This window comes from Streptomyces sp. NPDC050211, assembly GCF_040656035.1.
In the GTDB taxonomy this organism is placed as follows: Bacteria; Actinomycetota; Actinomycetes; order Streptomycetales; family Streptomycetaceae; genus Streptomyces.
Genome location: NZ_JBFALC010000030.1, coordinates 17,938 through 42,227, shown reverse-complemented (window position 1 = coordinate 42,227; position 24,290 = coordinate 17,938). Strand labels below are relative to the sequence as shown.

The following is a 24,290-nucleotide window of genomic DNA, read 5'->3' as shown; positions in this document are numbered from 1 at the left end:
ATCTCCCGGTCAGGCCCTGCGCGCCAGGACGCGCTTGACGATTCGTTGGACGACGAACACGAGAATCAGCAACAGGAACATCGCCCAGGCGACCGTGGCGGCCCGCCCCATCTGGTAGTTCTTCCAGCCCTCCTCGTACAGCAGCAGACCAAGCGTCTGGTACTGGTTGTCCGCTCCCCCGGTGATGCCGTTCGGGCCCTGGCCGAAGATCAGGGGCTCACCGAAGAGCTGGGTGGCGCCGATCGTGGACAGGACGATGGTGAACACGATCGTGGAACGGATACCGGGGACGGTGACCTTCAGGAACTGCTGCCACCGTGAGGCGCCGTCGATGGCCGCGGCCTCGTACCGGTCGCGCGGGATCGCCTGCATCGCCGCGAGGTAGAGCAGGGCGTTGTAGCCGGTCCAGCGCCAGATGACGATCGAGGAAATGGCCGTCTGCGCGGCCCACTTGTTGTTCTCCCAGTCGATGTTGTCGACACCGAACAGGCTCAACATCCAGTTGATCATGCCGAAGTCGCGTTCGAAGAGCATCGTGAACACGAGGGCCGCGGCACCGACCGACGTGGCGTACGGCGTCAGGGCGGCGACACGGAAGAACGTCGAGCCGCGCAGCCGGTAGTTGAGCAGATGCGCAAGCCCGAGCGCCATCAGCAGCTGCGGCACGGTCGACAGGACGCCGATGGTGAGGGTGTTGAACAGCGCGTTCCAGAAGCGCTCGTCGTCCCATAGCGCCGTGTAGTTGTCGAAGCCGACCCACTCCATGAGGTTCAGGGTCGACAGTTCGACGCGGTGCAGCGAGATCCACGAGGTGTAGATGAGCGGGTAGAAGCTGAAGGCGGCGAAGACGACGAAGAAGGGAGCGACAAAGGCGTACGGGGCGCCCCGGACGTCGAGGCGGTGCAGCAGCGTACGGCGCCGCTGCCGCTCCACGCCGATGCCGGGCGCACCGTCTGGAGGTGTCGAGGTGGAGATGGCCACCGGAAGGCGTCCTTCCTGGAGGAATGAGGAGACGGGCAGGGCCCGGCGGCCCACACGGGCCATGCGTGGGGCGCCGGGCAGCGGAGGTGCCCCAAAGGGGCGCGGGGAACTGCGCGACCAGCCACAACGGAACCGCGGCCGACGCACCGGCGCTTCCAGCGAAGCGTCTGTCAGCCGACGGCCTTCTCGATCCGCTCGTCAGTGGTCTCCCACGCCTCGTTCGGGCTCTTGTTCTGCGCCTCGATCAAGGTCAGACCCTGCGAGAAGATGTCCTTGATGGTGCCGTCCTTGCGGCCGAGCACCTGCTCATCGGGGATCTCCTGAGCCGCGGCGCCGAAGATCTGCCCGATGGGCGCGCCGCCGAAGTAGTCCGACTTGGCGTTGACCACTTCGGGCATCTTCAACGCGGTCTGCGAAGAGGGGACGTTGCCGAGCTTCTTGAAGATGTAGGCCTGCTGCTCAGGGGCGGTGAGCCAGGCTACGAGCTCCTGCGCCTCCTTCTTGACGGGGCTCTGCTCCATCACGCCGAGGAACGATCCACCCCAGTTGGCGCCCTTGGGCGCCTTGGCGACGTCCCACTTGCCCTTGTTCTCCGGGCCCGCCTTCTCGCTGATGTGCGCGAGCATCCACGCCGGGCAGACGGTGCTGGCGAAGGTGCTGTTGGCCAGACCGGGGTCCCAACCGGCCTGGAACTGGCGGAGCTTGGCGGTCAGATCGGACGTGGCCGCCTCGGAGGCCAGCTTCCACGCGTCCTTCACGACAGGGTTGGTGGCGTAGATCAGCTCGCCCTGCTTGTCGTAGAACTGCTGGGAGTCGCCGTAGACCATGGCGTTGAACAGCCCGCTGGAGCTGTCCATGAAGGCGACCTTGTCGTCCTTCGAGTTCTGCTTGAACCGCTTGCCCGCGGCGACGTACTTCGACCAGTCGCCCTCCCACAGCTTGGCGACCTCGTCGCGGTCGGTGGGCAGGCCGGCCTGCTCGAAGAGGTCCTTGCGGTAGCAGACCGCCATCGGGCCGATGTCGGTGCCGAGGCCGATGACCTTCTTGTCCGAGGCGGTGACCTGGCTCTGCTTCCACGGAAGGAAGTGGTCCGTCCCGGGCACGCCGGCCAGATCGACGAACTTGTCCTTCTGCGTGTCGGACAACTCCTTGGCCCGACCAATCTCTATGCCCTGGATGTCCTTCAGCCCGCTGCCGGCGGCCAAGTGGGTCTGCAGCGCGGTGTAGTAGGTCTGCTCGTCGCCCGCGACGTCCGCCTTGATGACGACGTTCGGGTGCTCCTTCATGTACTTGTCGAGCAGGCCGCTCTCCTTGAAGCCCATGACACCGAACAGGCCCATGGTGATGGTGACCTTGCCGTCCTGCTTCCCCCCACCGGTTCCCCCGTCACCGCTGCCCCCGCAGCCCACGACCAGACCGAGAGCCGACGCAGCCGACACGGCGGCCACGACCCTCGTACGCAACTTCCTTCGGAACTTGTCCATTTCGTCCTCCAAGCGGCGGCGCTGACGCACCGGAGTTCGAGCCCCACGGACCGTTCCGTAGGCGCGATTTGTCCGGTGGGTACGTTCCCAACTGGCAATGGGAACGTGCCCACCCAGGAGTCCGCAGCCTCGCCGCCCCGGAAGGCGTCTGTCAAGAAGTTGAATCCACTTCGTTGCGGAAAGATGTCGTGAGCCCGCTCCCGGACCCTGCGGGCGCTCTCCTCGGGTCTGGCACAATGCGCAGGTGAAAGCCGTCGGGGCAGCGCCGAGCGAGGGAGGCGTCATGGGGGACAGACAACTCCCGACCATCAAGACCGTGGCCGCGCGCGCCGGTGTCGGACGCACCACGGTTTCACGAGTCATCAACGGCTCCGAGCTCGTCAGCGAGAAGGCCAGGGCCGCCGTGCTCGCCGCCATCGCCGAGCTGAACTACGTCCCGAACTCGGTTGCCCGGGGGCTGGTGACGAGCAGGACGAACTCCGTGGCCCTGGTGATCCCCGAGTCGGAGAGCAGACTGGGCGCGGAGCCCTACTTCTCGGCGGTCATCCGCGGGGTCAGCACGGCCCTCGCGGACACCCGCACGCAGCTCCAACTGGTGCTGGTACGCGACCAGGCCGAGCGGGACCAGCTCACCCAGTCGGTTGCGGAACGGCGCGTGGACGGGGTGCTCCTGGTCTCGGTGCACGAGCACGACCCGCTGCCCGGACTGCTGGAGGACATGGGGCTGCCCACGGTGCTCGCCGGGCGCCGCTCCCCCGACGAGTCGCTCAGCCATGTGCACTCCGACAACACCGGCGGGGCCTCGGCGGCTGTCAATCACCTCCTCTCGCGAGGGCGGCGGACCGTCGCCACCATCAGCGGACCGCTCGACATGGACGTGGCGCGCAGCAGGCTCCAGGGCTGGCGCGAGGCCCTCGAGAAAGCGGGCCACGAGTCCACCGACCGCCTCGTGGCCTCGGCCGACTTCACCGAGGAGGGCGGCGAGGCGGCGATGCGTTCACTTCTTGAACACGTCCCCGAGCTCGACGCCGTGTTCGTCGCCTCGGACGTCATGGCGGCGGGGGCCCTGGCGGAGCTGCGCAGGCAAAGCAGGAGCGTCCCCGACGACGTGGCCGTGGTCGGATTCGACGACTCCATCATCGCCCGGCATACCAATCCGCCCCTCAGCACCGTGCGTCAGCCCGTCGAGGAGATCGGCAGCATGATCGCCCACATCCTTCTGGAGGAGATCGGCGATCACGAGGAGCCGCGTCGGCGGGTCACGCTTCCCACTGAGCTCGTCGTACGCGAATCGTCATGAGTCCGGGCGCCCCGGACGTCGTCGACATCAACGAGACGATGAAGCCGTGGCAGGACGTGTGCCGACCGGTCTGATCAGGCGTCCGCCGTACGGCACTCCGGGTGGCCCCAGCCCTGCGCGTTCTTGGCGATGGGCTCCCCGGCGGCGTAGGAGCGGCCGCACAGGCAGCGGCCCGCGAACTTCGCCTTGATCGTGCGGGAGGAGCTGGCGCCCTTGCGCGGCCGGGACGCGGTGGCGGCCTTGCGGCGCGGGGCGCCGGAGGCCGGGGTGTCGGGCGAGGGCGGCGGCTCGGGGGAGCCGAGGTCGCTGCCCGCGGGTTCCTGGACGATCGCGGCCTGGCTGGCGGCGCGGTCGGCGAAGTCGTTGAGCGGGTCGCCGTCGACCTGGTGGGCGGGGACGTAGCGGAAGTCGACCTTGCGGCCGTCGAGGAGTTCGTCGATGCGGACGACGAGGTCCTGATTGGCGACGGGCTTGCCGGCCGAGGTCTTCCAGCCGTTGCGCTTCCAGCCGGGCAGCCAGGTGGTGACGGCCTTCATGGCGTACTGCGAGTCCATCCGGATCTCCAGCGGCACGTCCGGGTCGACAGCCGTCAACAGGCGTTCCAGCGCGGTGAGTTCGGCGACGTTGTTGGTCGCCTTGCCGAGCGGCCCCGCCTCCCAGCGGCTCGGGGTCTCGGCCCCGTCGGCGACCACCCAGGCCCAGCCCGCCGGTCCGGGGTTTCCCTTCGAAGCCCCGTCGCACGCGGCCACCAGTCGTTCACGCATGTGCCGATCATGCCATGGACGGACCGGGCCCTGAACGTGGTGTGGGTCAGACGTCGGTGAGCTTGGGCATCTCACCCTGGATGGTCGTGGTGTCGATCACCGAGAAGTTCGCACCCTGCGGATCGGTGAGCGCCGCGAACCGTCCGAAGGGGCTGTCCATCGGCCCGAATCGCAGGATCGCGCCGAGCTTGGTGGCCTTGGCGACGGCGTCGTCGCAGTCGGCGACACCGAAGTAGACGTTGATGTACGGCGGAACCTCGGGCGGGAAGTCCTCGGTCATCTTCATCCGGCCCAGGGCGGGGTTGCCTCCGACGTTGTAGACCCGGAAGTCCATCTCGTCGTCGTCCATCTGCTGGGACGTGTACGGGAAGACGGCGGGGAAGAACGTGTCCGACTTCTCGGGTTCCCGGGTGAAGATCTCCGCCCAGCAGAACGCGCCCGGCTGGTCCATCGGCGCCTCGAACCCCTCGTGGGTGCCCGCCTGCCACACGCCGAACACGACGCCGCCGGGGTCGCTCGCCAGGCACATGCTGCCGAAGTCGCCCACCGCCATCGGCTCCATCACCACCTGGCCACCGTTGTCACGGATCTTGGCCGCGGTGGCGGCCACGTCCGGCGACGCGAAATAGAGACACCACTGGGACTGGTCTTCCTGGCCGGGCATCGGCGGTACGACGGCGGCGACCGCCTTGCCGTCCACGTAGGCCTGGGTGTAGTTGCCGAACTCCGTCGCCTCTTCGCCGAACGTCCAGCCGAGGACGTCGCCGTAGAAGCTCTTCGCCCCCTCGACGTCGCTGAACATCGCATCGGCCCAACAGGGGGTTCCCTCAGGTTGTACCGCCATGACTGCGGCCCTCTCGGTGTGTTGGCTTGTCCGAATCGGGTGGGTTGGCTGTCCGGATTCTCACGCTAGCCACCCGTCGGCCGGACCGCGCGCCGAATGCCTGACTCCGTTCCAGACTGGAGGGGGACGGGGGGCGGACGTCGGGTGGACGGGGTGCGGGATGGCGGACGGGACGATGCGGGCGTGGGCCGTGGTGCGACCGGCGCCCGTCGAGGAGGGGCCCCTCCGGTTCGTGCGGAGACCGGTGCCGGTGCCGGGGGACGACGACCTGCTGGTGCGTGTGCGCGCGTGCGGGGTGTGCCGGACCGACCTGCATGTGACCGAGGGGGACCTGCCGGTGCACCGGCCGGAGGTGACGCCGGGGCACGAGGTCGTCGGCGTCGTCGCGGCCTTCGGGGCGGACGTGCGCGGGTTCGCGGTCGGCGACCGGGTCGGTGTGGCCTGGCTGCGGCGGACCGACGGCACCTGTGCGTACTGTCTGCGCGGGGCGGAGAACCTGTGCCCGCGCTCCGAGTTCACCGGCTGGGACGCCGACGGTGGTTACGCGGAGTACACGACCGTTCCGGCCGCGTTCGCCCACCGACTCCCCGAGGGTCTCGACGACGTGGCGGCTGCGCCCCTGCTGTGCGCCGGGATCATCGGCTATCGCGCGCTGCGGCGGGCGTCGCTCCCGCCGGGCGGGCGGCTCGGGCTGTACGGCTTCGGCGGCAGCGCCCATCTGTGCGCGCAGGTGGCACTGGCCGAGGGCGCCACCGAGCATGTGCTGACCCGGGGTGCGGCGGCGCGGCGGCTGGCGCTGGAGCTGGGGGTGGCGTCGGCGCGCGGCGCGTACGAGCCGCCGCCGGAACCCCTGGACGCGGCGATCCTGTTCGCACCGGTCGGCGACCTGGTCCCGGTCGCGCTGCGCGCCCTCGACCGCGGCGGCATCCTGTCGATCGCCGGGATCCACCTCACCGACATCCCGTCCCTGCGCTACGAAAGCGAGCTGTTCTACGAGAAGGAGCTGCGCAGCGTCACCTCCAACACCCGTGAGGACGCACGGGAGTTCCTGGCACTGGCCGCCCGGCACGACGTCCACGCCACGACGCACACCTATCCCCTGTCGGCCGCCGATCGGGCGCTGGCCGACCTCAAGCACGGCCGCTTCGACGGGGCGGCGGTGCTGGTGAACGACGTGGCGCGGTGATGGCGTACGCCGCCTGCTCACAGGGCGGCGATGATGTCCGGCCAGGAGCGTAGGCGCATGGCCGTCACGAGATGGATGCTGCCGTGCAGCACGGCGACGGGCACACCTACGACGCGCAGCGCATCCGGCACGGGCGGGTGCGGCGACTTCGTCATCCCCGCACCGCACCGCCCGCGCCGGACCTCCCCCTGGTGGCTCCCCCCTTGAACCCTGGGCGATTACTGTTCTACCTTCGCCACATGGTCGGGGCATCAACGCCCGCTCATCGGCGACACAACGCCCGAGCGGCGGATGGGGCCGGTGATGTGGAATGCGTCCGCACCTCGCGCTGATTGAGGACGACCCCGACTTCGCACTGATGTGCCGTTCCTATCTCGAGCGCGAGGGTTTCACCGTCACCTGGGCCATGGACGCCCGCGCGGGTAAGACCGTGCTGTACGAGGCACGGGTCGACCTGGCCGTACTGGATCTGGGGCTGCCGGACGGCAGCGGTCTCGAACTGCTGCGCGCGGTGCGCTCCACCAGCCGTCTTCCGGTGATCGTGGTGACCGGGCGGGGCGCGGAGGCCGACCGTGTGGCGGGGCTGGAGATCGGCGCCGACGACTATCTGGTCAAGCCGTTCTCGCAGCGGGAGCTGGTGGCCCGGATCCGGGCCGTGCTGCGCCGCTCGCAGCCTCCCGAGACACCGGAAGTCCTCCAGGTCGGGTCGTTACGCGTCGACACGGGCGCCCGCCAAGCCTCCGCCGGCGGCACGATGCTGACGCTGCGCCCCAAGGAATACGCGCTGCTGGAGGTGCTGGCCGGTGCTCCCGGGCGGGTGTTCTCGGCGGAGCAGCTCCTCGAACAGGTCTGGGGTGCCGCCTGGCAGCAGTCCGCGACCGTGATCGAGCACGTGTACCGGCTGCGCGGCAAGCTCGCGTGCCTGCCCGCATCGGCTCCGCGGATCACCACCGTCCGCGGCTACGGCTACCGCCTCGACCCCTGAGAGCCGCCATGCCGCCGACCGGCCCGGACTTCCAGAGACTCTTCGACGCCACGCTGTCGCCGCTGCTGGTCCTCAGCCCCGACTTCACGATCGTCGAGGTCAACCGCGCCTACCTGGCGGCCACCCGCACCAAGCGGGAGATCGTCGGGCGGCCGATCTTCGAGGTGTTTCCCGACAACCCGGACGACCCGTCGGCCGACGGCGTCGCCAAACTGCGCCGCTCGCTGGAGACGGTGGTGGCGACCGGCCGTACGGACGTCATGGCGTTGCAGCGGTACGACATCCCCACGGGCGACGAGGGGGTCTTCGCCGAGCGCTACTGGAGCCCCGTCAACACACCGGTCATCGGTGCGGACGGTCAGGTCACGCACATCATCCACCGGGTCGAGGACGTCACGGAGTTGGTGCGTCTGCGCCGGACACGGCCGGCGACGGCCGAGGGCATGGAGATCGATCTGTTCGTGCGCGCCCGGGAGATCCGCGAGGCGAACGAGCAGCTCAGCCGGGCCAATACCGAACTGGACGCGGTGGGGCGGCGGTTGCGGGAGGAGCAGCGGGCCAAGGACCGGTTCATCGCCACGCTCTCGCACGAGCTGCGCAACCCGCTGGCAGCCGCGACCGCGGCCACCGAGCTGCTGGCGCTGGACATGCCGGAGGGGCATCCGGCGCTGTCGGTCCTGGAACGGCAGCTGGGCACGCTGGTGCGCATGAGCAACGACCTGCTGGACGGCACCCGGGCGGTGACCGGCCGGCTGGAGCTGGTGCGCGAGCGGACCGATCTGCGGTCCGTTGTCGACAGTGCCTGCGCCGACATCCGTGGCCTGTTCGGGCACGAGGACCGCACGCTGGACGTCGGCCTGCCACCGGGGCCCGTGCTGGTGGACGGCGACCGGCTGCGGCTGGCCCAGGTTCTGACGAACCTGCTGTCGAACGCCCTCAAGTACACCGCGCCGGGCGGCCACACCGAGGTGCGGCTCACGGTCGAGCAGGGCCAGGTCCGGCTCACCGTGCAGGACGACGGCATCGGCTTCGACCCCGGACAGGCGGATGACCTCTTCGGGGTGTTCATGCGGGCGGCCCCGGTCGGCCCCCGCAGCCCGGACGGCCTGGGGCTCGGGCTCGCGGTCGCGCGGACGGTCATGGAACTGCACGGCGGCACCATCTCAGCGCACAGCGACGGCCCCGGCAAGGGCGCGACGTTCACGGCACTGATGCCGGTGGCGGACACCACGGCGCCCCAGCCACCACGCCCTTTGTCCGCCGTCCGGCCGCCCCGGCGTCATCTCGCCGTCCTGATCGTGGAGGACAACACCGACCTGGCGGCGACCTATCGCACCCTGCTGGAACGACAGGGCCACCATGTCACCGCCGTGCACACGGGCGCCGACGCGCTCACCGCCACACAGGCCGACCTGTTCGACGTCGTTCTGTGCGACCTGGGCCTGCCCGACATCGACGGCTACGCGGTCGCGCGGGGCGTGCGGGCCCGGCCGCACGGCAAGCGGATCCGGCTGATCGCGGTGTCGGGCTTCGGCCAGGGCACCGACCGCGTGCTGTCCCGGGCGGCCGGATTCGACACCCACTTGGCGAAGCCGCTGCCGCTCACCGATCTGCTGGACCTGGTCGAGCATCCCTGACATGTGTCTTCCCCCTCGGGCCGGGCTGTGCTTGCCTGGGGAGCCGCTTTTTCCGTGTCCGGGGCGGGAGTTGCTGTATGCGGAGACCGTGGATCGTGGGGGTGCTGCTGGCCGGGGTGCTGCTCGGCGCGTGCGGGGATCCGGCGTCCGAGCCGGAGAAGGCACCGCCCACACCCTCCGCGCCGGGGGGCACGACACGACAGCAGGCGCCGGCCACGCCGACGCCGCCGGTGAAGGCTCCCACCGTGCTCTACCTCGGGGACTCCCTCGCAATGGAGAACCAGAAGGTGCTGGGGCAGGAGCTGCGCAAGGACCTGGACGCCGAGTACACCAGCGCCCCGTACTCGGGCACCACGCTCTGCGACTACCTGGAGGGCACCGACAAGCGCTCCCTCGTCCCGGACGCGCACAAGGCGGCCGCCCTGGTGCGCTCCCTGCACCCGGACTACGTCGTGCTGCAGTTCTGGGGCAACGCCTGGGGCTACACCTGGTGCATGGACGGGATCACGCACGCGAAGGCCCCCGGCACGTACTTCGCGCGGTACGCCGCCGACGCCGAACGCCTCACCGAACAGATCGCCGCGGCCGGAGGATCCCACCGCCCGCGGATCGTCTGGGTGTTGCAGGGCCCTGACCCGATCACCCCCGACCGGGTGCGGCGCGTGAACGCCATCTACGAAGAGCGGGCCGCCGCTTCGGGTGATGTCGTCGCCGACGCGGGCAGGACGGTCAGCCCGGACGGCGCCCGCTACACCTGGACCAAGTACCTGCCCTGCACGCCGTACGAGCGCGAGCACCCCGACTACTGCACCCAACCGGGCGGCGACCGGACCGAGCTGCATTTCGGCGACGACTATCTGCACTTCTGTCTGGCACCCACGACGTCCACCCCGAAGCCGTGCCCGGTCCGCTCCCCCGGCATCCTGCGCATCGCCCGGGAGATCACTCGGGTGATCGGCGAACGGGCTCGGTCTCGATGAGCCTGCTGTGACTCGGCGGCGCGCACCGAAATCGTTGGACAGCAGGGGCCGTTGACGAGTGAGATGGCGCCCATGTGTGCCCAGAAGATGCGTCCGGACGAAGTGGACATCGACGCCACCCTGGTGAGCCGGCTCATCGCCCGGCAGTTCCCCCAGTGGGCGGGACTGCCCGTGGCGCGACTGCGGTCCTCCGGCACCGAGAACGCGATGTTCCGGCTCGGCGACGACCTGGTGGTACGGCTCCCCAGGCATCCCGGTGCCGTCGGGGACGTGGAGCACGAGCAGCGCTGGCTGCCCCGGCTGGCGCCGCTGCTGCCCGCCGCGGTGCCCGAGCCGGTCGGGCGGGGTGTGGCGGGCGACGGATTCCCGTGGGCGTGGTCGGTGTTCCGGTGGCTGGACGGGCGTAACCCGGCCGTCGACGCGCTCGACGATCCCGAGACGCTGGCCGGGGAGCTGGCGGCTTTCATCGGCGCGCTGCGCCGCGTGGACCCCACGGGCGCGCCGGTCGGCTACCGGGGGACTCCCCTGGCGAACCGGGACACGCCGACGCGTGAGGCGATCGCCCAGCTGGCGGGCGCCGTGGACACGGACGCGGTGACGGCGCTGTGGGACGCGGCCCTGCGGGTCCCCGAGCACGCCGGGCCGCCCGTCTGGGCGCACGGGGACCTGTCACCCGGGAACGTACTGGTGGCCGAGGGACGGCTGAGCGCCGTGATCGACTTCGGGACCCTGGGCGTCGGCGACCCGGCCGTGGATCTGATCGTGGCCTGGAACCTCCTGCCCGCGTCGGCCCGCCCCGTCCTCCGTCACGCTCTCGGTGTCGACGACGCCGAGTGGGCGCGGGGCCGGGGCTGGGCGCTGTCGATCTCGCTGATCCAGCTGCCCTTCTATTGGGAGACGAATCCGCCGCTCGCGGCGAACTCACGGCATGTGATCAAGGAGATCCTGGCCGAGGTCGGGTAGCGGCGGACCGGCCGCCGGGTGCTCGGCGACCGGTCACCGCGCCGCGTGCCCTACTCCCCCGCCGCCGCCTTCTCCAGCGCGGCGATGTCGATCTTGCCCATCTTCATCATGGCGCCGATCGCGCGGGTGGCCTTCTCCACGTCCGGGTCGGTGGTCAGCTCGACGAGGCGGTCGGGGATGACCTGCCAGGACAGGCCGTACTTGTCCTTGAGCCAGCCGCAGGGACCGGGCTCGCCGCCGCCCTCGAGGAACTTGTTCCAGTAGAAGTCGACCTCTTCCTGGTCCGCGCAGGCGATCATGAAGGAGATCGCCTCGGTGAACTTGAACTGCGGGCCGCCGTTGAGGGCCAGGAAGCGCTGGCCGTTGGCCGTGAACTCGACGGTCATCACGGATCCGGCGGGCTGCATGGCGCCCTCGGTGTAGCGGGCGACCTTGCCGACGCTGGAGTTCTTGAAGATCGAGACGTAGTAGTGGGCGGCTTCCTCGGCCTGGTCCTCGAACCAGAGACACGTGGTGAATCCGTCGGTGGCCATGAGTACCTCCTGGGGCATGGAACGCGGTCACCTGTATCGACCGATCCTGCCCCCGGAACTCATCGGTCGGGCAGCGGATTAATCCACGCGGCCGCTACACGGTCCCGGCATAGCATCGCGAGCATGACATCGACGCCCGCCGACGGCATCCGTCCTTTCCGTATCGACATCCCGCAGAGCGACCTCGATGATCTCCACGACCGGCTCGACCGCACCCGCTGGCCGGACATGCTGCCGGGGGTGGGCTGGTCGTACGGCGTCCCGCGCGACTACCTCCAGGAGCTCGCCCGGTACTGGCGGCACGAGTACGACTGGCGTGCGGCCGAGGCTCAGCTCAACGAGTGGCCCCAGTTCACGGCCACCATCGACGGCGCGAACGTGCACTTCGCGCATGTCCGCTCCCCGGAACCGAACGCCACGCCCCTGATCATCACGCACGGCTGGCCCGGCTCGATCGTCGAATTCCTGGACGTCGTAGGGCCGTTGACCGATCCGGCCGCACACGGGGGCGATCCGGCCGACGCGTTCCATGTCGTCGTACCGAGCATTCCGGGGTTCGGGCTGTCGGGGCCCACTCCGGACACCGGCTGGGAGGCTGGGCGGGTCGCCGACGCGTGGGCCGAGCTGATGACACGGCTCGGCTACGAGCGGTTCGGCGCGCAGGGCGGTGACTGGGGGTCGGCCATCTCCCGCGAGCTGGGCCGCGCGTACCCGGACCGGTTGATCGGCGTGCACCTCAATCTGCTGCCGGGCGCCCAGGCGACCCATGAACCGACGGCCGAGGAACTGGACGCGCTCAGTCCCGAGGAGCGGGAGCGCGCGCTCGCCTCCTGGCGCGGCTGGAGCGCCTGGTCGCGCGAGGGCACGGGGTACGCCATCCTTCAGTCCACCAAGCCGCAGACCGTGGCGTACGGGCTCACGGACTCCCCCGTCGGTCAACTCGCCTGGATCGTCGAGAAGTTCCAGGAGTGGACGGACTCGGCGGAGCTGCCCGAGGAGGCCGTCGACCGGGACCGGCTGCTGACAAACGTGATGCTGTACTGGCTGACCGGGACCGCCGGTTCGTCCGCCCGGATCTACTACGAGCGCGCGCACGCCCCGGCCGACCGGGCCGGCGCGCCCAGGCAGCCGTCGACCGCGCCGACCGCGCTCGCCCTCTTCCCCGCCGAACCGCAGATCCCGCTGCGGCACAAGGCGGACCGCACGGAGAACATCGTGCGGTGGACGGAGCTGGACCGCGGTGGGCACTTCGCCGCGATGGAGGAGCCGGATCTGCTGGTCGAGGACGTACGGGCGTTCTTCCGGCAGTTGCGCGAGAAGGGTGACGCCTGACCGTACGCGTACGGGGCTCTGCCCACGGCGAATCTGCCGCGGGCAGAGAAATCCCCGGTGAGGGGCGTTCCCGGCCGAGAGTGGAGAGCGCAGGCCACTGCGACTCGACCCGTCGACATCTACATCTCGACATCCCGACATCTCGACTAGGAGCGCGCCGATGTCTCCACTCATCGCCGGCCGGGGGCCGGACCTCATCCCGCGGGCGGAGGAGGGCGACACCCCTCCGACCCGGCTCGACGACCACCTCGCCGCCCAACTGCTGGGCCAGCGGATCGTGTTGCTGGGCACCCAGGTCGACGAGGTCTCCGCCAACCGGATCTGCTCGCAACTGCTGATCCTGTCCGCCGAGGACCCGCGCATGGACATCAGCCTGTACATCAACAGTCCGGGCGGCTCGGTCTACGCGGGCCTCGCCATCTACGACACGATGCGGCTGATCCCGAACGATGTGTCGACGCTGGCAATGGGTTTCGCGGCGAGTATGGGCCAGTTCCTGCTCTGCGCAGGCACGCCCGGCAAGCGGTACGCCCTGCCGAACGCGCGGATCATGATGCACCAGGGGTCGGCGGGCATCGGCGGCACCACCGCCGACATCGAGATCCAGGCGGAGAACCTGGACCACAGCAAGCGGACCATGGAGCGCCTTCTCGCCGAGAACACGGGCCAGACGCCGGAGACGATCGCCCGGGACGGCGACCGCGACCGCTGGTTCACGGCCGAAGAAGCGATGGAGTACGGCATGGTGGACCGGGTCCTGGAGTCGCTCGCCGACGTCCGCCCGGCCGCCTCGAAGCGACGGATGGGGCTGTGACATGGGGAACTACACGATTCCGTACGTCGTCGAGCGGACCGCGCACGGCGAGCGCTCCTCCGACGTCTTCAGCCGTCTGCTGTCGGAGCGGATCATCTTCCTCGGCACCGAGATCGACGACGGCGTGGCCAACGTCGTCATCGCGCAGCTGCTCCATCTGGAGTCCTCGGCGCCGGAGAGCGAGATCGCGATCTACATCAACTCGCCCGGCGGCTCGTTCACTTCGCTGATGGCGATCTACGACACGATGACCTACGTGCAGGCGCCGGTCTCGACGTTCTGCGTGGGCCAGGCGGCCTCCACGGCGGCCGTACTGCTGGCCGGAGGGGATCCCGGCCGGCGGTTCGTGCTGGAGCACGCGCGCGTGCTGCTCGGTCAGCCGGCCAGCGGCGGCAGCCGGGGCGCGATCTCCGATCTCGCGCTCCAGGCCAAGGAGATGGTCCGGATCCGTTCCCAGGTGGAGGAGGTGCTGGCCCGGCACACGCACCACGACATCGCGACGCTGCGCGCGGACATGGACCGCGACAAGGTGTTCACGGCCGAGGAGGCGGTGGCGTACGGGTTGGCCGACGAGGTGGTGAGCCGGCGCCTGGTGGGAGTCTGAGGCGGCGGTCCCGTCAGGCGGCCAGGCAGAGGCCGTTGTACGACGACATGCCCGTGGCCCGGCTCCGAGTGAGCTCACTCTGCGCAAGCGAGAGCAGATCACCGAGGCCCAGGCCGAGGGCGTGAGCGGCGGCCGCGAGGACCTCCGAGGAGGCCTCCTTGCGGCCCCGCTCCACCTCCGACAGATACGGCATGGAGATACGAGCGGCGTCGGACACATCCTTGAGCGTCCGCTCCTGCGCGAGCCGCTCGCGCCGCAGCACATCGCCGATCAGGTCACGCCAGAGAGGTTCCTTGGAGGCAGCGGGCGCGAGGGGGCGGGCGCCGGTCTCCGGGCGCGACACCGACGGGCGCTGGGACTGCGGACGCTCGGCTGACGGGCGCTGCGCCAAGGGGCGCTCAACCTGGGGGCGTTGGCCCGACGGGCGTTCGTGCTGCGGGCGTTGGGCCGCTGGGCGCTGGGCCGGCGGGCGCAGAGGGATCACGCGGGCTTGGTTCGGCGCTTGGTTGCTCACCTTCCCAGACTAAATTCCCTCGACTCCAGGGGAAGGGAGCAGCATTCTGCCCTGGGTGGAATCGCCGAGGCGGAGGGTGGACGGCAGCTGAACCCATCTGCCCCACACCACTCAATTTCCGCCGCCCGACGGCCCGATGGGCATGCGGCGTGCGGACCGGGGTACCCGCTTATGGAGGACCGAGCCGGAGTCGCACATGACCCGCGTGGGAGAGGACGACATGGACACCGCCGTGATGCGGTCGGAGGCAGAGGTCGAGCGGACCGCCGGGACCAGCACGGGGATCGGACCACTGCCGGACATCGAGAACCCGCGGACCGTGGCTCCGCGGGACGCGCGGGAGTTGTCCCGCCAGTTCTTCCAGCGCCTGTCGGAACTCGACGAGGGCACACACGCCCACCAGTACGCACGCAACACGCTCATCGAGATGAACATGTCCCTCGTGCGGTTCGCGGCCGGCCGGTTCCGGGGCCGCGGGGACGACATGGAGGACATCGTCCAGACAGGGATGATCGGCCTGATCAAGGCCATCGACCGGTTCGAACTCAGCCGCGAGGTGGAGTTCACGTCGTTCGCGCTGCCGTACATCGTCGGTGAGATCAAGCGGTTCTTCCGGGATACCACCTGGGCCGTGCACGTGCCGCGCAGGCTGCAGGAGCTGCGGGTCGACCTGGCCAAGGCACGCGACGAACTCGCCGGCCGGCTCGACCGGGAGCCCACCGTCGCCGAACTCGCCACGCTGATGAACATCGACGAGGACCAGGTCATCGAGGCCCAGGTCGCTTCCAACGGCTACAACTCCGCGTCGCTGGACGCCGCGCTCACCGGCGACGGCCCGGAGGACGGGGAGGCGGTGCTCGCCGACTTCATCGGCGTCGAGGAGGATGGGCTGCGGCTCGTCGAGGACTGCCAGTCGCTCGCCCCGCTGATGGCGGAACTCAGCGAGCGGGACCGGCAGATCATCCATATGCGGTTCGTGGAGGAGGCCACGCAGGCGGAGATCGGCGCCCGGCTGGGCTGCTCCCAGATGCATGTGTCCCGGCTGATCAAGCGGATCATCACGCGGCTGCGGCACGGCATGCTGGGCGAGCTGGGCTGCGCCTGACCAAGGGCCGTCACTCGGAAGTCAGGCCCACCACGACGCGCACGCGCTTACCGACCGGCACGCGCTCGACGGCGACCTCCGTCGCGAGCGCGTGCACTATCTCCAGCCCGTGCCGGCCCACGCGCTCGGGATCCCGGGGGAAGCGCCGGGGCAGCGCGGCGCTGCTGTCGTAGACGCACACCGTCACCGCGGTGTCCGTGCCCTCCAGGTCCAGGATGTACGGCCCGTCGCTGTGCCGGTCCGCGTTGGTGACCAGCTCGCTCACCACCAGGAGCAGCGCTCCCTCGGCCCGCTCGTCGATCTCGGCGCACCACTCGGTTCTGAGCTGATCGAGGAAGAACGCGGCGAAGGACCGCGCCTCGGCGATGCATCCCGGCTCGCCGGTGTAGTGCGCCGCCCGCCGTAGTGGTTCCACGGGCACGTCGAAACCAGTCGCTACCACTGCCCCGTCCAGGTTGTCGATCATGCGTTTCTCTCTCGGAAGCCGGGCTCGCCGGACGCTGCTGCATCAGTGCTCGTACCCCGAGTGGCGCGCGGCAGTCCCCGCAACCGCACAGCCGGTCAGCCGGCGGGCGCTTCCGGTGTGCTCGTCGGGCCCGAGACCGGCGGCGGCTGGGCCGGCGAGGTCTCGGGGGACGGCGGTTCGACGCTTGTCTCAGGCTTCTCAGGCTCCGAGGTCGTCGGTTCGGAGGGCGGGGACTCGGGGCTGGGGGTCACCGGGGAGGGGGCGGTCGACGTCGGCGGGCACGTGGTCGCCCCGTCGGCGGCCTTCGAGTCGCAGGGCGACGGCGAGGCCGGCGTCGACACGCTCACCGAGGGCGAGGGCCGGGCCGGCGGGTCGGTCTTCCGGTCCTTCTCGCCGGTGTCACCGCGGTGCCGGGCGAACCAGTCGCCGCGCTCGGGGTCGTACACGACGAAGATGTTGATGACCGTCGTCGAGGGCGTGACCACGACTACGTTCGAGGGCCGGTACGACGGCCAGGAGTCGCCCGTGTGCTGCGGCGTCGTCCGCTGGGCGACGGGTGGGGTCAGCGGGTTGCCGCAGGCGCAGCGCACGCGGGGCACGCCGCGGTCGTCGACGAGGACGGCGGTGCCGGACTGCAGGACGGCCTGGTAGCTGGTGGCGGCGCCGTCGCGGTAGCCGTGGTTGGTGACGCGGGTGTCCATGCGCAGCTGTACGGGGGTGAGCGAGCGGAGATGGGCGGGCACGGCGGACGGGTCGACACCGGCGACGGAGGCGAACGCCCGGTTCTTGTCCGGGTCGGCCCGCAGCGCCTTGATCTGCTTCTCCACGTCACAGCTGGCGACGTTGCGCGTGCCGCCGTACAGGCCGGGCGCCCCGCCGTCGACGCCGCGCACCGCGTTCGAGGGCGCCGGCCGGGTGGGCGAGGGGGAGACCGGCGGGGCCGAGCTGTCGGTCGCCGTCGACTCCGTGAAGGGGTCGGGGCCCGTCTTGCCCGCAGCCTGGAGGAAGACCTCGCTGCCCTTGCCCGAGCCGCCGTCGGAGCGGCTGAGGACGACGGCCAGGACGACGGCGGCCACCACGACGGTGGCCAGCACCGCGATCCGGGGCACCGACCTCCACCACGGCCGACCGGGTTCGGGCGTCTCGCCACCACCGCCCGGCTGGGACGGCGGTCCCGGGGGCGGCGGCTGGGAGGGCCCCGACAGCGGACCGGAGGGTGGTCCAGTGGGGCGGCCTGAGGACGGCGGTTCGACGCTCACGAGCTCTTCTTCCCGAAGTGAATTGTCAGTATCTGCTGGCAGTTCTGCTCTTTATCCGCAACATCCTCATTGTGCGCCCCGGTGCGGTGGCCCCCGCAAGCCGACGCGGACGGACCTCCCGGCGGGCGAGCCCACCGGCTCCTGCTTAGCGTGGCAGCGTGAGCGCTCGTACCCCCTCCGGCCAGGCCCTCGCCCGTCACGGCTGGGTCCAGGCCGTCGCCGTCGTGCTGGCCGGGCTGATCGCGATGGGAGTGACCGCCGCTCTGGGACTCTGGGCGGCCGGCGCGGCCGATCTGCCGGACGGCGCGTTCCCCCGGGTGGTGGCGGCGACGGTCGTCACGTCCGTCGGAGGGACCATCGAGCTGTCGGGCGACGCGGGTGGCCTGGCCGACAGTTCGGCAGGGCTCACCGTGATCCCGCTGTCCGTCACGCTCGCCGGGGCCCTCGTCCTCGCCGCCGGTTTTCTACGGCCGCTGCGGCACCGGGCGGTGGCAGGTGCCCGGGAGCTGGCGGGCTGGGCGGGCCGGATCGCCGCGCTGTGGGTGCTGGGGCTGCTCGGCCTCGCCCTCGCCGCTCGCCAGACCTTCACGATCGCCCTCGGCGACGACACCCTCGGGGAAATCGGCGACCTGTTCGGCATCACACCCAAGGTCGGCTTCGAGACCGATGTGCCGCTGACGCTCGTGTTCGGCCTGCTGTGGCTGGCCGGTGTGCTGGTACTGGCGTTGCTGGTCGCACGCGGAGCACCGCTGCCGCCCCGGCTGCTGCGCTTTCAGGAGTCGGTGCGCCCGGCCGCGTACGCCATGGTCGTCCTGCTCCTCTCCTACGTCGCTCTCGGCCTCGTCATCGCCCTCGTCACCGCCGCGACGCGCGGCCATGCCGCGGAGACCTTCGCCGTGATCTTGCTCGGTCTGCCGAACCTGGTCTGGCTCGCCTTCACCATCGGCCTCGGCGCGAGCTGGGAGGGCCAGGTCGAGGGGCCGTTCGGGCTGCCGATGCCGCATGTCCTCGACGAGGTGCTGCGCGGTCCGGACGTCTCCACCCTCAACCTGAGCACCCTCGCCGAGCAGGACGGGCGGGTGTGGTGGCTCGTGGTCGTCGACGCCGTACTGCTGCTGACCGTCGCTTTCCTGATGGCGGCCCGCTCACCCCGCCGGATGCGGGCGTGGCAGCACGCGGTGCATCTGGCGGTCGCGCTCGCCCTCACGGTTCTCATGGTCTGCCTCGTCGGCCGCATCTCCGCGCACTACGGCCTGTCCGTACTCGGCATCGGCGACCTGGGCGGCGATCTCGGCGGGGAGCTGCTTCTGCGACCGGAGTTGTGGTCGGCGCTGGGCTTGGCGGTGCTGTGGGGGCTGGTGGCGGGTTTCATCGGCGCGCTGCCGGCACGGCGGGTGCGGCGGCGGGGGCAGGCATGACGTGGTTCTTCGCCTGCTGCGCCGTCGTGGCTGGTCGCGCAGTTCCCCGCGCCCCTATGGGGCGCCTCAGTCCCGTCCTCCAAAGATCGGTGCCGCCCACCGCGGCGGCGGCTTCGGCTCCTCCCGCTGTACTCCGACGCCCCTCAGATCAACCTCCGTCGCCGGGTGACCCGACTCCCGCTCGCCGCGCGCAGCGACCCGCAGCGCGGTGACGAAGGCCAGGCACGTGTCGTAGCGGTCGTCGGGGCTCTTGGCCAGGGCCTTGGTGAACACCGGGTCGACGAGAGGGGCGAGGTCGGGGCGGGAGTCGGTCAGTGGGGGCGGCTCGTCGTACTGGTGGGCCCACAGCAGCGCCATGTCGTCGTCGCGCCGGAAGGGCGGGCGGCCGGCCAGGCACTCGTAGACGACGCAGGCGAACCCGTAGACGTCGCAGCGTCCGTCGACGGGCTTGCCGGAGATCTGTTCGGGGGCGACGTAGTCGAGCGTGCCGACGAACTGGCCGACGGTGGTGAAGCCGGTCAGGGACAGCGACTTCTTCGTGAGACCGAAGTCGGTGAGGTAGGCGTGCTCGGGGTGGTCGCTGTCGGTGCCGCGGGAGACCAGGATGTTGCCGGGTTTCACATCCCGGTGCACCAGGCCGTGCTCGTGGGCCGCGTCGAGCGCGGAGGCGATCTGGGCGGCGATGCGCAGGACGGTCGGGGGCGGCAACTGGCCCTGGCGGTCGAGCAGATGACGTAGATCGCTGCCGGCCACGTACCGCATCGCGATGTAGAGGACGCCGTCCGTTTCGCCCGCCTCGAAGACCGGGACGATGTGCGGGTGGTCGATCGCGGCGGCGGCCCGGGACTCGTGGGTGAAGCGGCGGCGGAAGGTGTCGTTGCGGGCGAGTTCGGGGGCGAGGAGCTTGAGGGCGACGGTGCGTTCCAGGCGCAGGTCCCGGGCGCGGTAGACGACGGCCATGCCGCCGCGGCCGATCTCGCGTTCGATGCGGTAGCCCGCGACCTGCCTGCCGATCAGTTCGGAGGGGCGGCCGGAGAAGAGGCTCGTGTCACGGGCCATCGGGTGTCACCACCTGCGTGGGGGCGTGGCCAGCGGCGCGGGGCCCGTCGTCCGTCGCGAATGTGCTCGCCCGTACGCCGTCCGCGTAGACCCAGCGCGCGTTCTCGACGTCGTACAGCCACACGTGCTCCCCGTCGACGACGATTCCGATGCGCAGCCCTTGCGTGCGGCTGCGGAAGGCCTCTCCGTCGAGGGTGCCGGCGGCGAGCTCCGCGACCGCGGCGCGGTAGTGCGCGAGGGTCTGTTCGGCGTGGGCGAGCAGGGGGCGCGGGTCGTCGCCGGGGGTGAGCGGTCCGCCGGGCAGGGGTGGATCCTGGGGTACGGCGACCAGGCAGCGGCCGTCGACCCAGGCGGACCAGCCGTTGGCGCACAGGACGTGGCCCCAGTCGCCGCGCCGCTCGACGAGCTGGACGGGCAGCAGCGGGTCGAGGGGCACCGTGGGCCGGGCGGGGTCGGGGGCCTCCCAGGCGGGCATGCCGTGCTGCGGGACGACGTGGGTGGGGCGGAAGCCGGGGGTCGCCGTCATGGCCGCCTACTTCCGCATCACGACGGGTTCGTGCCGGCGCAGCAGCCGGGACACCGCGTAGCCGAAGACCGCCGACAGCACGACCAGCATGCCCACGTTGAGCAGCCACACGCCCGCCGCGTGCTTGAACAGAGGGTCGCCGGTGAGTTCGCCGGGCACGATCCGGGCGAGGCCCACGGTGCCGGCCATGGCGCCGAGCGCCCACCGGGAGGGCACGATCCACGACAGCTGCTCCAGGCCGGGCACGCCGTGGAGTTTCAGCAGGGCGCCGCAGAAGACGACTTGCACAATCGCAAGCAGCACCAGCAGTGGCATCGTCACCTCCTCCTTGCGCACCAGCGCCGACACCAGCAGGCCGAGCATCATGGCGGTGAAGGCGAGCAGGGCGACGGCCACCGTGATCTCGATGAGCGGCGGCATCAACACGCCTTTTCCGCCAGGCGCGTTGAGGTCGACGCCGAGCAGCGCGACCAGTGTGAGCACCACCGCCTGGAGGACGGTGATCGTGCCCAGCACGACGACCTTGGACATCAGGTACGCCGATCTGGACAGGCCCACGGCTCGCTCGCGCTGGTAGATGACGCGTTCCTTGACCAGTTCGCGTACGGCGTTGGCCGCGCCGGTGAGGACGCCGCCGACGCACAGGATCAGCAGGGCGTTCATCGCCGTCTCCTGCGTCAGCTTGCTGCCCGCCAGCGCGCGGGCCATGGCGCCCATCACGAACGGCAGCGCGATCATGATGGCGAGGAAGGTGCGGTCGGCGCCGAGTGCCGCGGCGTACCGGCGGATCAGGGTGCCCAGCTGGGCGCCGCGGCTGCGCGGCCGGGGCGGCGGGGCAACGGCGACCGGGGCGGAGCCGTCCAGCAGGGGCTGCGCGGTCGCGTCGGTGATGTACCGACGGTGGAGGGGCGAGGCACGGAAGTCACCGGCCCAGTCCCGGTCGGTGTCCCGCTCGAACGCCTCGAAGGCCTCCGGCCACTGCTCGAAACCGAAGAAGGCGAGGGCCTCGTCGGGCGGTCCGTAGTACGCGATCTTCCCCCCGGGCGCGAGCACCAGGAGCCGGTCGCAGACGTCGAGGCTCAGGACGCTGTGGGTGACCACGATGACGGTCCGGCCGTCGTCCGCGAGGCTGCGCAGCATGTGCATCACCGAGCGGTCCATGCCGGGGTCCAGACCCGAGGTCGGCTCGTCGAGGAACAGCAGCGACGGCTTGGTCAGCAGTTCCAGGGCCACGCTGACCCGCTTGCGCTGTCCGCCGGACAGGCTGTGCACGGGCTGCCGGGCGCGCTGCTCCAGGCCCAGTTCGCGGATCACCTCGTCGACCCGGTCCCGGCGCTCGGCCTTGGCGGTGTCCTGCGGGAAGCGCAGTTCGGCGGCGTAGGACAGGGCGCTGCGGACGGTCAGCTGGGCATGCAGGATGTCTTCCTGCGGGACGAGGCCGATGCGCTGGCGCAGTTCGGCGTAGTCGCGGTAGAGGTCGCGGCCGTCGTAGAGGACGGTGCCGTGGTCGGCGGGGCGCTGGCCGGTCAGGGCGTTGAGCAGGGTGGACTTGCCGGCACCGCTCGGGCCGACGACCGCGAGCAGGCACTTCTCCCCCACCGGGAACGACACATGGTCGAGCAGTGTCTTGCGACCGCGGTCGACGGCGACCGCGAGGTCCTGTACGTCGAGGGAGACCTCGCCGGTGTCGACGTACTCCTGCAACTGGTCGCCGACCAGGCAGAACGCCGAGTGGCCGATGCCGACGATGTCGCCGGGGCCCATCGGCGCGCGGGTCACGGGCAGGCCGTTGAGGAAGGTGCCGTTGTGGCTGCCGAGGTCGGCGATCTCGTAGCTGCCGTCCGGGAGGGCACGCAGTTCGGCGTGTCGGCGGGAGACGACCAGGTCGTCGATGACCAGGTCGTTGTCGTCGGCGCGGCCGATGCGGACGGTACGGGTGGGCAGCGGCCGTACGGTGGTGGGCCGGCGGAAGGTTCCCGTGTGGGACGGCATGGAGACGGCGGAGGGGCGCTCCGGGGCCGGCGCGGCGGGCCCGACCAGGAGGGCACGGGGGCCGTCGGAGGGGTTGCCGAAGCGGATCTCACAGCCGGGGCCGACGTCCCCTGCCTGGATACGGCGGCCGTCGGCGTAGGTGCCGTTGGTGCTGTGCTCGTCCTCGAGGGTCCAGTGGCCGTCGTCGGCCCGCAGTACCGCGTGGTGCCACGAGACCCGGGCATCGTCGATGACGATGTCGCTCAGTGGATCGCGCCCGACGTGGTACTCGCGCCCCGGACTCATCACCGTGGAGCCGGTGTCGGTCTCCAGGACGAGTTCGGGCGCCGTCGGCGCGAACGACCGCTCCGCCATGCCGGAATTCTATCGATCTGTTCATATATGCGCGCGACGCGAAGGCTTCAGGCGACCGGCGCGAACAGGGCCGCGGCGGTCCGCTGCATACGCAGAGCGTCCACGGATTCCGCCAGCAGCTCGTACTCGGTGGTGTCATCGCTGACGGCCACCCTGATTAATCGGCCCTCGGCCAACGCCTCGGCGATGAGCTCCTGCTGGTCCACGTCACGGCACCAGCCGCGGAGCACGGCGGGCACGTCGGCCACCGTGTCGGCGACCGGGACGAGCGCGCCGGGCGGCAGATGCTCGGCCGCGGGCTGCGGATCCAGCCGGTCGGCGATCCAGGAGGCACGGTCACGCAGCCACCACAGGGCGAGGGCGAGCGTGGGAGCCCGGTAGGTTCCTAAGGGCACTCCTATACGCCGGCCGCCGCAGGTGCCGTACCCCGTGACATGGCACAGGAATTCGTCGTGCACGATCCACTCCCCGTTTGTTCCGCTCGCCGGTTGGCCAGTCCTCGCTTTCCTGCGGCTCTGGTGCTGTGCGCGGCTCATGCGCGGTGCGTGACGGATGCTGCGCCGACTGTGAAGGTCCCTGAAGTCGAGTATGTTCACGACTGAATCACTGTCACCATGAATTTCCGGCCACTCTCCTGGCATATTCAGGGCAGTCATTGGCCGAAAGGCGGCGGGCGCGGCCATTACCCGAGGGGTAATCGACGGTCTCCTCCGAGCCGGGCATGGTTGCGGTACCGGGTCACCCCGACCGTGATCCGGGCTCCGACCAGCACGTACGACCTCGATGGAGGCTGATTTCGCATGTCCGCGAACACCGACCGTTACGAGAGTGCCGTCGCCCGCTACTTCGAGGCCTGGAACGCCGTCGAGCCGGAGAAACTGGCCAAGGCGGTCGCCGCCGCCTGGACAACGGACGGCGGCTACACCGACCCGCTCGCCGACGTCAGCGGCCACGAGCAGATCGCGGCCGTGATCGCGGCGGCCCACGAGCAGTTCCCCGGTTTCGCCTTCCGGCCGCTGGGCGCCGTCGACGGGCACCACGACACGGCGCGCTTCTCCTGGGAGCTGGTGAGCGAGACCGACGGGGCGGCGCCCGTCGCCGGCTTCGACGTGATCACGCTGGACACCGACGGTCGCATCCGGTCCGTGCTGGGCTTTCTGGACCGGGTGCCCGCCGGGGCGTGAGGCTCG

The 24,290-nt window shown here is 70.6% G+C and carries 25 protein-coding genes; 12 read left to right on the top strand and 13 right to left on the bottom strand.

The features are described 5' to 3' along the window. Nucleotides 1-9: 9 nt before the first annotated feature. Together AB0I98_RS26995 and AB0I98_RS26990 are read right to left on the bottom strand one after the other, a co-directional pair. On the bottom strand, nt 10-939 hold the full coding sequence (locus AB0I98_RS26995; RefSeq protein ID WP_362946243.1) for a sugar ABC transporter permease: 930 nt from the start codon (nt 937-939) through the stop codon (nt 10-12). A 212-nt stretch (nt 940-1,151) separates the two neighbouring features. Further along, complete coding sequence (locus AB0I98_RS26990; RefSeq protein ID WP_362946109.1) at nt 1,152-2,465, bottom strand: extracellular solute-binding protein; 1,314 nt, start codon at nt 2,463-2,465, stop codon at nt 1,152-1,154. A gap of 283 nt (nt 2,466-2,748) precedes the next feature. Between AB0I98_RS26990 and AB0I98_RS26985 the strand changes: the two genes are divergently transcribed. Beyond that, nucleotides 2,749-3,765, top strand: a complete 1,017-nt coding sequence (locus AB0I98_RS26985; protein WP_362946107.1) for a LacI family DNA-binding transcriptional regulator — start codon at nt 2,749-2,751, stop codon at nt 3,763-3,765. 74 nt (nt 3,766-3,839) lie between these two features. On the opposite strand, the gene AB0I98_RS26980 is transcribed toward AB0I98_RS26985, so the two are convergent. Beyond that, nucleotides 3,840-4,529: a ribonuclease H gene (locus AB0I98_RS26980; protein ID WP_362946105.1), complete on the bottom strand. Its 690-nt coding sequence runs from the start codon at nt 4,527-4,529 to the stop codon at nt 3,840-3,842. A 46-nt stretch (nt 4,530-4,575) separates the two neighbouring features. Next, nucleotides 4,576-5,373: a VOC family protein gene (locus AB0I98_RS26975; RefSeq protein ID WP_362946102.1), complete on the bottom strand. Its 798-nt coding sequence runs from the start codon at nt 5,371-5,373 to the stop codon at nt 4,576-4,578. Between the two features lie 175 nt (nt 5,374-5,548). Between AB0I98_RS26975 and AB0I98_RS26970 the strand changes: the two genes are divergently transcribed. After that, a complete protein-coding gene (locus AB0I98_RS26970) occupies nt 5,549-6,559 on the top strand; it encodes a zinc-binding alcohol dehydrogenase family protein (protein WP_362946241.1) in 1,011 nt (336 codons plus the stop codon). 17 nt (nt 6,560-6,576) lie between these two features. Here the strand turns inward: AB0I98_RS26970 and AB0I98_RS26965 are convergent, their stop codons facing one another. After that, nucleotides 6,577-6,714, bottom strand: coding sequence for a hypothetical protein (locus tag AB0I98_RS26965; RefSeq protein ID WP_362946100.1), 138 nt, complete (start codon nt 6,712-6,714; stop codon nt 6,577-6,579). 155 nt (nt 6,715-6,869) lie between these two features. Here AB0I98_RS26965 and AB0I98_RS26960 point away from each other — a divergent pair, with 155 nt between their 5' ends. From AB0I98_RS26960 to AB0I98_RS26945, 4 genes are all read left to right on the top strand, one after another. After that, a complete protein-coding gene (locus AB0I98_RS26960) occupies nt 6,870-7,544 on the top strand; it encodes a response regulator transcription factor (protein WP_362946098.1) in 675 nt (224 codons plus the stop codon). 8 nt (nt 7,545-7,552) lie between these two features. After that, complete coding sequence (locus AB0I98_RS26955; RefSeq protein ID WP_362946096.1) at nt 7,553-9,181, top strand: ATP-binding protein; 1,629 nt, start codon at nt 7,553-7,555, stop codon at nt 9,179-9,181. A 77-nt stretch (nt 9,182-9,258) separates the two neighbouring features. Next, nucleotides 9,259-10,161, top strand: a complete 903-nt coding sequence (locus AB0I98_RS26950; protein WP_362946094.1) for an SGNH/GDSL hydrolase family protein — start codon at nt 9,259-9,261, stop codon at nt 10,159-10,161. Between the two features lie 72 nt (nt 10,162-10,233). After that, nucleotides 10,234-11,124: an aminoglycoside phosphotransferase family protein gene (locus tag AB0I98_RS26945; RefSeq protein ID WP_362946091.1), complete on the top strand. Its 891-nt coding sequence runs from the start codon at nt 10,234-10,236 to the stop codon at nt 11,122-11,124. A 50-nt stretch (nt 11,125-11,174) separates the two neighbouring features. On the opposite strand, the gene AB0I98_RS26940 is transcribed toward AB0I98_RS26945, so the two are convergent. Further along, nucleotides 11,175-11,657, bottom strand: coding sequence for a VOC family protein (locus AB0I98_RS26940; RefSeq protein WP_362946089.1), 483 nt, complete (start codon nt 11,655-11,657; stop codon nt 11,175-11,177). Between the two features lie 123 nt (nt 11,658-11,780). Here AB0I98_RS26940 and AB0I98_RS26935 point away from each other — a divergent pair, with 123 nt between their 5' ends. From AB0I98_RS26935 to AB0I98_RS26925, 3 genes are all read left to right on the top strand, one after another. Further along, nucleotides 11,781-12,989: an epoxide hydrolase family protein gene (locus tag AB0I98_RS26935; protein WP_362946087.1), complete on the top strand. Its 1,209-nt coding sequence runs from the start codon at nt 11,781-11,783 to the stop codon at nt 12,987-12,989. A gap of 160 nt (nt 12,990-13,149) precedes the next feature. Then, nucleotides 13,150-13,803: an ATP-dependent Clp protease proteolytic subunit gene (locus AB0I98_RS26930; protein ID WP_362946084.1), complete on the top strand. Its 654-nt coding sequence runs from the start codon at nt 13,150-13,152 to the stop codon at nt 13,801-13,803. Nucleotide 13,804: 1 nt separating this feature from the next. Further along, nucleotides 13,805-14,407, top strand: a complete 603-nt coding sequence (locus AB0I98_RS26925) for an ATP-dependent Clp protease proteolytic subunit (protein WP_362946082.1) — start codon at nt 13,805-13,807, stop codon at nt 14,405-14,407. A gap of 13 nt (nt 14,408-14,420) precedes the next feature. Here AB0I98_RS26925 and AB0I98_RS26920 read toward each other — a convergent pair whose 3' ends face one another. Beyond that, complete coding sequence (locus AB0I98_RS26920; protein WP_362946079.1) at nt 14,421-14,921, bottom strand: helix-turn-helix transcriptional regulator; 501 nt, start codon at nt 14,919-14,921, stop codon at nt 14,421-14,423. A gap of 220 nt (nt 14,922-15,141) precedes the next feature. Here AB0I98_RS26920 and AB0I98_RS26915 point away from each other — a divergent pair, with 220 nt between their 5' ends. Beyond that, nucleotides 15,142-16,026 (top strand): RNA polymerase sigma factor SigF, encoded by an 885-nt coding sequence (locus AB0I98_RS26915; protein WP_362946238.1) that lies wholly within the window; start codon nt 15,142-15,144, stop codon nt 16,024-16,026. A 10-nt stretch (nt 16,027-16,036) separates the two neighbouring features. Here AB0I98_RS26915 and AB0I98_RS26910 read toward each other — a convergent pair whose 3' ends face one another. Next, nucleotides 16,037-16,492: an ATP-binding protein gene (locus AB0I98_RS26910; protein WP_362946076.1), complete on the bottom strand. Its 456-nt coding sequence runs from the start codon at nt 16,490-16,492 to the stop codon at nt 16,037-16,039. Nucleotides 16,493-16,587: 95 nt separating this feature from the next. Beyond that, nucleotides 16,588-17,751, bottom strand: a complete 1,164-nt coding sequence (locus AB0I98_RS26905; protein WP_362946073.1) for a DUF6777 domain-containing protein — start codon at nt 17,749-17,751, stop codon at nt 16,588-16,590. Nucleotides 17,752-17,909: 158 nt separating this feature from the next. Between AB0I98_RS26905 and AB0I98_RS26900 the strand changes: the two genes are divergently transcribed. Then, the gene (locus AB0I98_RS26900) at nt 17,910-19,169 is read left to right on the top strand and encodes a streptophobe family protein (protein WP_362946070.1); all 1,260 of its coding nucleotides are present in this window, start codon (nt 17,910-17,912) and stop codon (nt 19,167-19,169) included. 66 nt (nt 19,170-19,235) lie between these two features. Here AB0I98_RS26900 and AB0I98_RS26895 read toward each other — a convergent pair whose 3' ends face one another. From AB0I98_RS26895 to AB0I98_RS26880, 4 genes are read right to left on the bottom strand one after another with little or no spacing between them, the layout of a single operon-like run. Next, nucleotides 19,236-20,228 carry a serine/threonine-protein kinase gene (locus AB0I98_RS26895; protein WP_362946067.1) on the bottom strand — a complete coding sequence of 331 codons (993 nt, stop codon included), beginning with the start codon at nt 20,226-20,228 and terminating at the stop codon, nt 19,236-19,238. Next, entirely contained in the window at nt 20,218-20,754 is a 537-nt protein-coding gene (locus AB0I98_RS26890; protein WP_362946065.1) for a hypothetical protein, read from the bottom strand. The genes AB0I98_RS26895 and AB0I98_RS26890 overlap by 11 nt, the downstream gene beginning before the upstream one ends. A 6-nt stretch (nt 20,755-20,760) precedes the next feature. Beyond that, nucleotides 20,761-23,100 carry an FHA domain-containing protein gene (locus tag AB0I98_RS26885; protein WP_362946062.1) on the bottom strand — a complete coding sequence of 780 codons (2,340 nt, stop codon included), beginning with the start codon at nt 23,098-23,100 and terminating at the stop codon, nt 20,761-20,763. 47 nt (nt 23,101-23,147) lie between these two features. After that, a complete protein-coding gene (locus AB0I98_RS26880) occupies nt 23,148-23,558 on the bottom strand; it encodes a hypothetical protein (RefSeq protein ID WP_362946059.1) in 411 nt (136 codons plus the stop codon). A 342-nt stretch (nt 23,559-23,900) separates the two neighbouring features. Here AB0I98_RS26880 and AB0I98_RS26875 point away from each other — a divergent pair, with 342 nt between their 5' ends. Next, the gene (locus AB0I98_RS26875; RefSeq protein WP_362946056.1) at nt 23,901-24,284 is read left to right on the top strand and encodes a nuclear transport factor 2 family protein; all 384 of its coding nucleotides are present in this window, start codon (nt 23,901-23,903) and stop codon (nt 24,282-24,284) included. Nucleotides 24,285-24,290 lie beyond the last annotated feature (6 nt).

What these genes read in the sequence shown, in the direction of transcription:
- AB0I98_RS26990 (WP_362946109.1), bottom strand. Translation starts at nt 2,465, where the DNA reads ATGGACAAGTTCCGAAGGAAGTTGCGTACGAGGGTCGTGGCCGCCGTG.
- AB0I98_RS26985 (WP_362946107.1), top strand. Translation starts at nt 2,749, where the DNA reads ATGGGGGACAGACAACTCCCGACCATCAAGACCGTGGCCGCGCGCGCC.
- AB0I98_RS26980 (WP_362946105.1), bottom strand. Translation starts at nt 4,529, where the DNA reads ATGCGTGAACGACTGGTGGCCGCGTGCGACGGGGCTTCGAAGGGAAAC.
- AB0I98_RS26975 (WP_362946102.1), bottom strand. Translation starts at nt 5,373, where the DNA reads ATGGCGGTACAACCTGAGGGAACCCCCTGTTGGGCCGATGCGATGTTC.
- AB0I98_RS26970 (WP_362946241.1), top strand. Translation starts at nt 5,549, where the DNA reads ATGCGGGCGTGGGCCGTGGTGCGACCGGCGCCCGTCGAGGAGGGGCCC.
- AB0I98_RS26965 (WP_362946100.1), bottom strand. Translation starts at nt 6,714, where the DNA reads ATGACGAAGTCGCCGCACCCGCCCGTGCCGGATGCGCTGCGCGTCGTA.
- AB0I98_RS26960 (WP_362946098.1), top strand. Translation starts at nt 6,870, where the DNA reads ATGCGTCCGCACCTCGCGCTGATTGAGGACGACCCCGACTTCGCACTG.
- AB0I98_RS26955 (WP_362946096.1), top strand. Translation starts at nt 7,553, where the DNA reads ATGCCGCCGACCGGCCCGGACTTCCAGAGACTCTTCGACGCCACGCTG.
- AB0I98_RS26950 (WP_362946094.1), top strand. Translation starts at nt 9,259, where the DNA reads ATGCGGAGACCGTGGATCGTGGGGGTGCTGCTGGCCGGGGTGCTGCTC.
- AB0I98_RS26945 (WP_362946091.1), top strand. Translation starts at nt 10,234, where the DNA reads ATGTGTGCCCAGAAGATGCGTCCGGACGAAGTGGACATCGACGCCACC.
- AB0I98_RS26940 (WP_362946089.1), bottom strand. Translation starts at nt 11,657, where the DNA reads ATGGCCACCGACGGATTCACCACGTGTCTCTGGTTCGAGGACCAGGCC.
- AB0I98_RS26935 (WP_362946087.1), top strand. Translation starts at nt 11,781, where the DNA reads ATGACATCGACGCCCGCCGACGGCATCCGTCCTTTCCGTATCGACATC.
- AB0I98_RS26930 (WP_362946084.1), top strand. Translation starts at nt 13,150, where the DNA reads ATGTCTCCACTCATCGCCGGCCGGGGGCCGGACCTCATCCCGCGGGCG.
- AB0I98_RS26925 (WP_362946082.1), top strand. Translation starts at nt 13,805, where the DNA reads ATGGGGAACTACACGATTCCGTACGTCGTCGAGCGGACCGCGCACGGC.
- AB0I98_RS26915 (WP_362946238.1), top strand. Translation starts at nt 15,142, where the DNA reads ATGGACACCGCCGTGATGCGGTCGGAGGCAGAGGTCGAGCGGACCGCC.
- AB0I98_RS26910 (WP_362946076.1), bottom strand. Translation starts at nt 16,492, where the DNA reads ATGATCGACAACCTGGACGGGGCAGTGGTAGCGACTGGTTTCGACGTG.
- AB0I98_RS26895 (WP_362946067.1), bottom strand. Translation starts at nt 20,228, where the DNA reads ATGGCCCGTGACACGAGCCTCTTCTCCGGCCGCCCCTCCGAACTGATC.
- AB0I98_RS26890 (WP_362946065.1), bottom strand. Translation starts at nt 20,754, where the DNA reads ATGACGGCGACCCCCGGCTTCCGCCCCACCCACGTCGTCCCGCAGCAC.
- AB0I98_RS26885 (WP_362946062.1), bottom strand. Translation starts at nt 23,100, where the DNA reads ATGGCGGAGCGGTCGTTCGCGCCGACGGCGCCCGAACTCGTCCTGGAG.
- AB0I98_RS26875 (WP_362946056.1), top strand. Translation starts at nt 23,901, where the DNA reads ATGTCCGCGAACACCGACCGTTACGAGAGTGCCGTCGCCCGCTACTTC.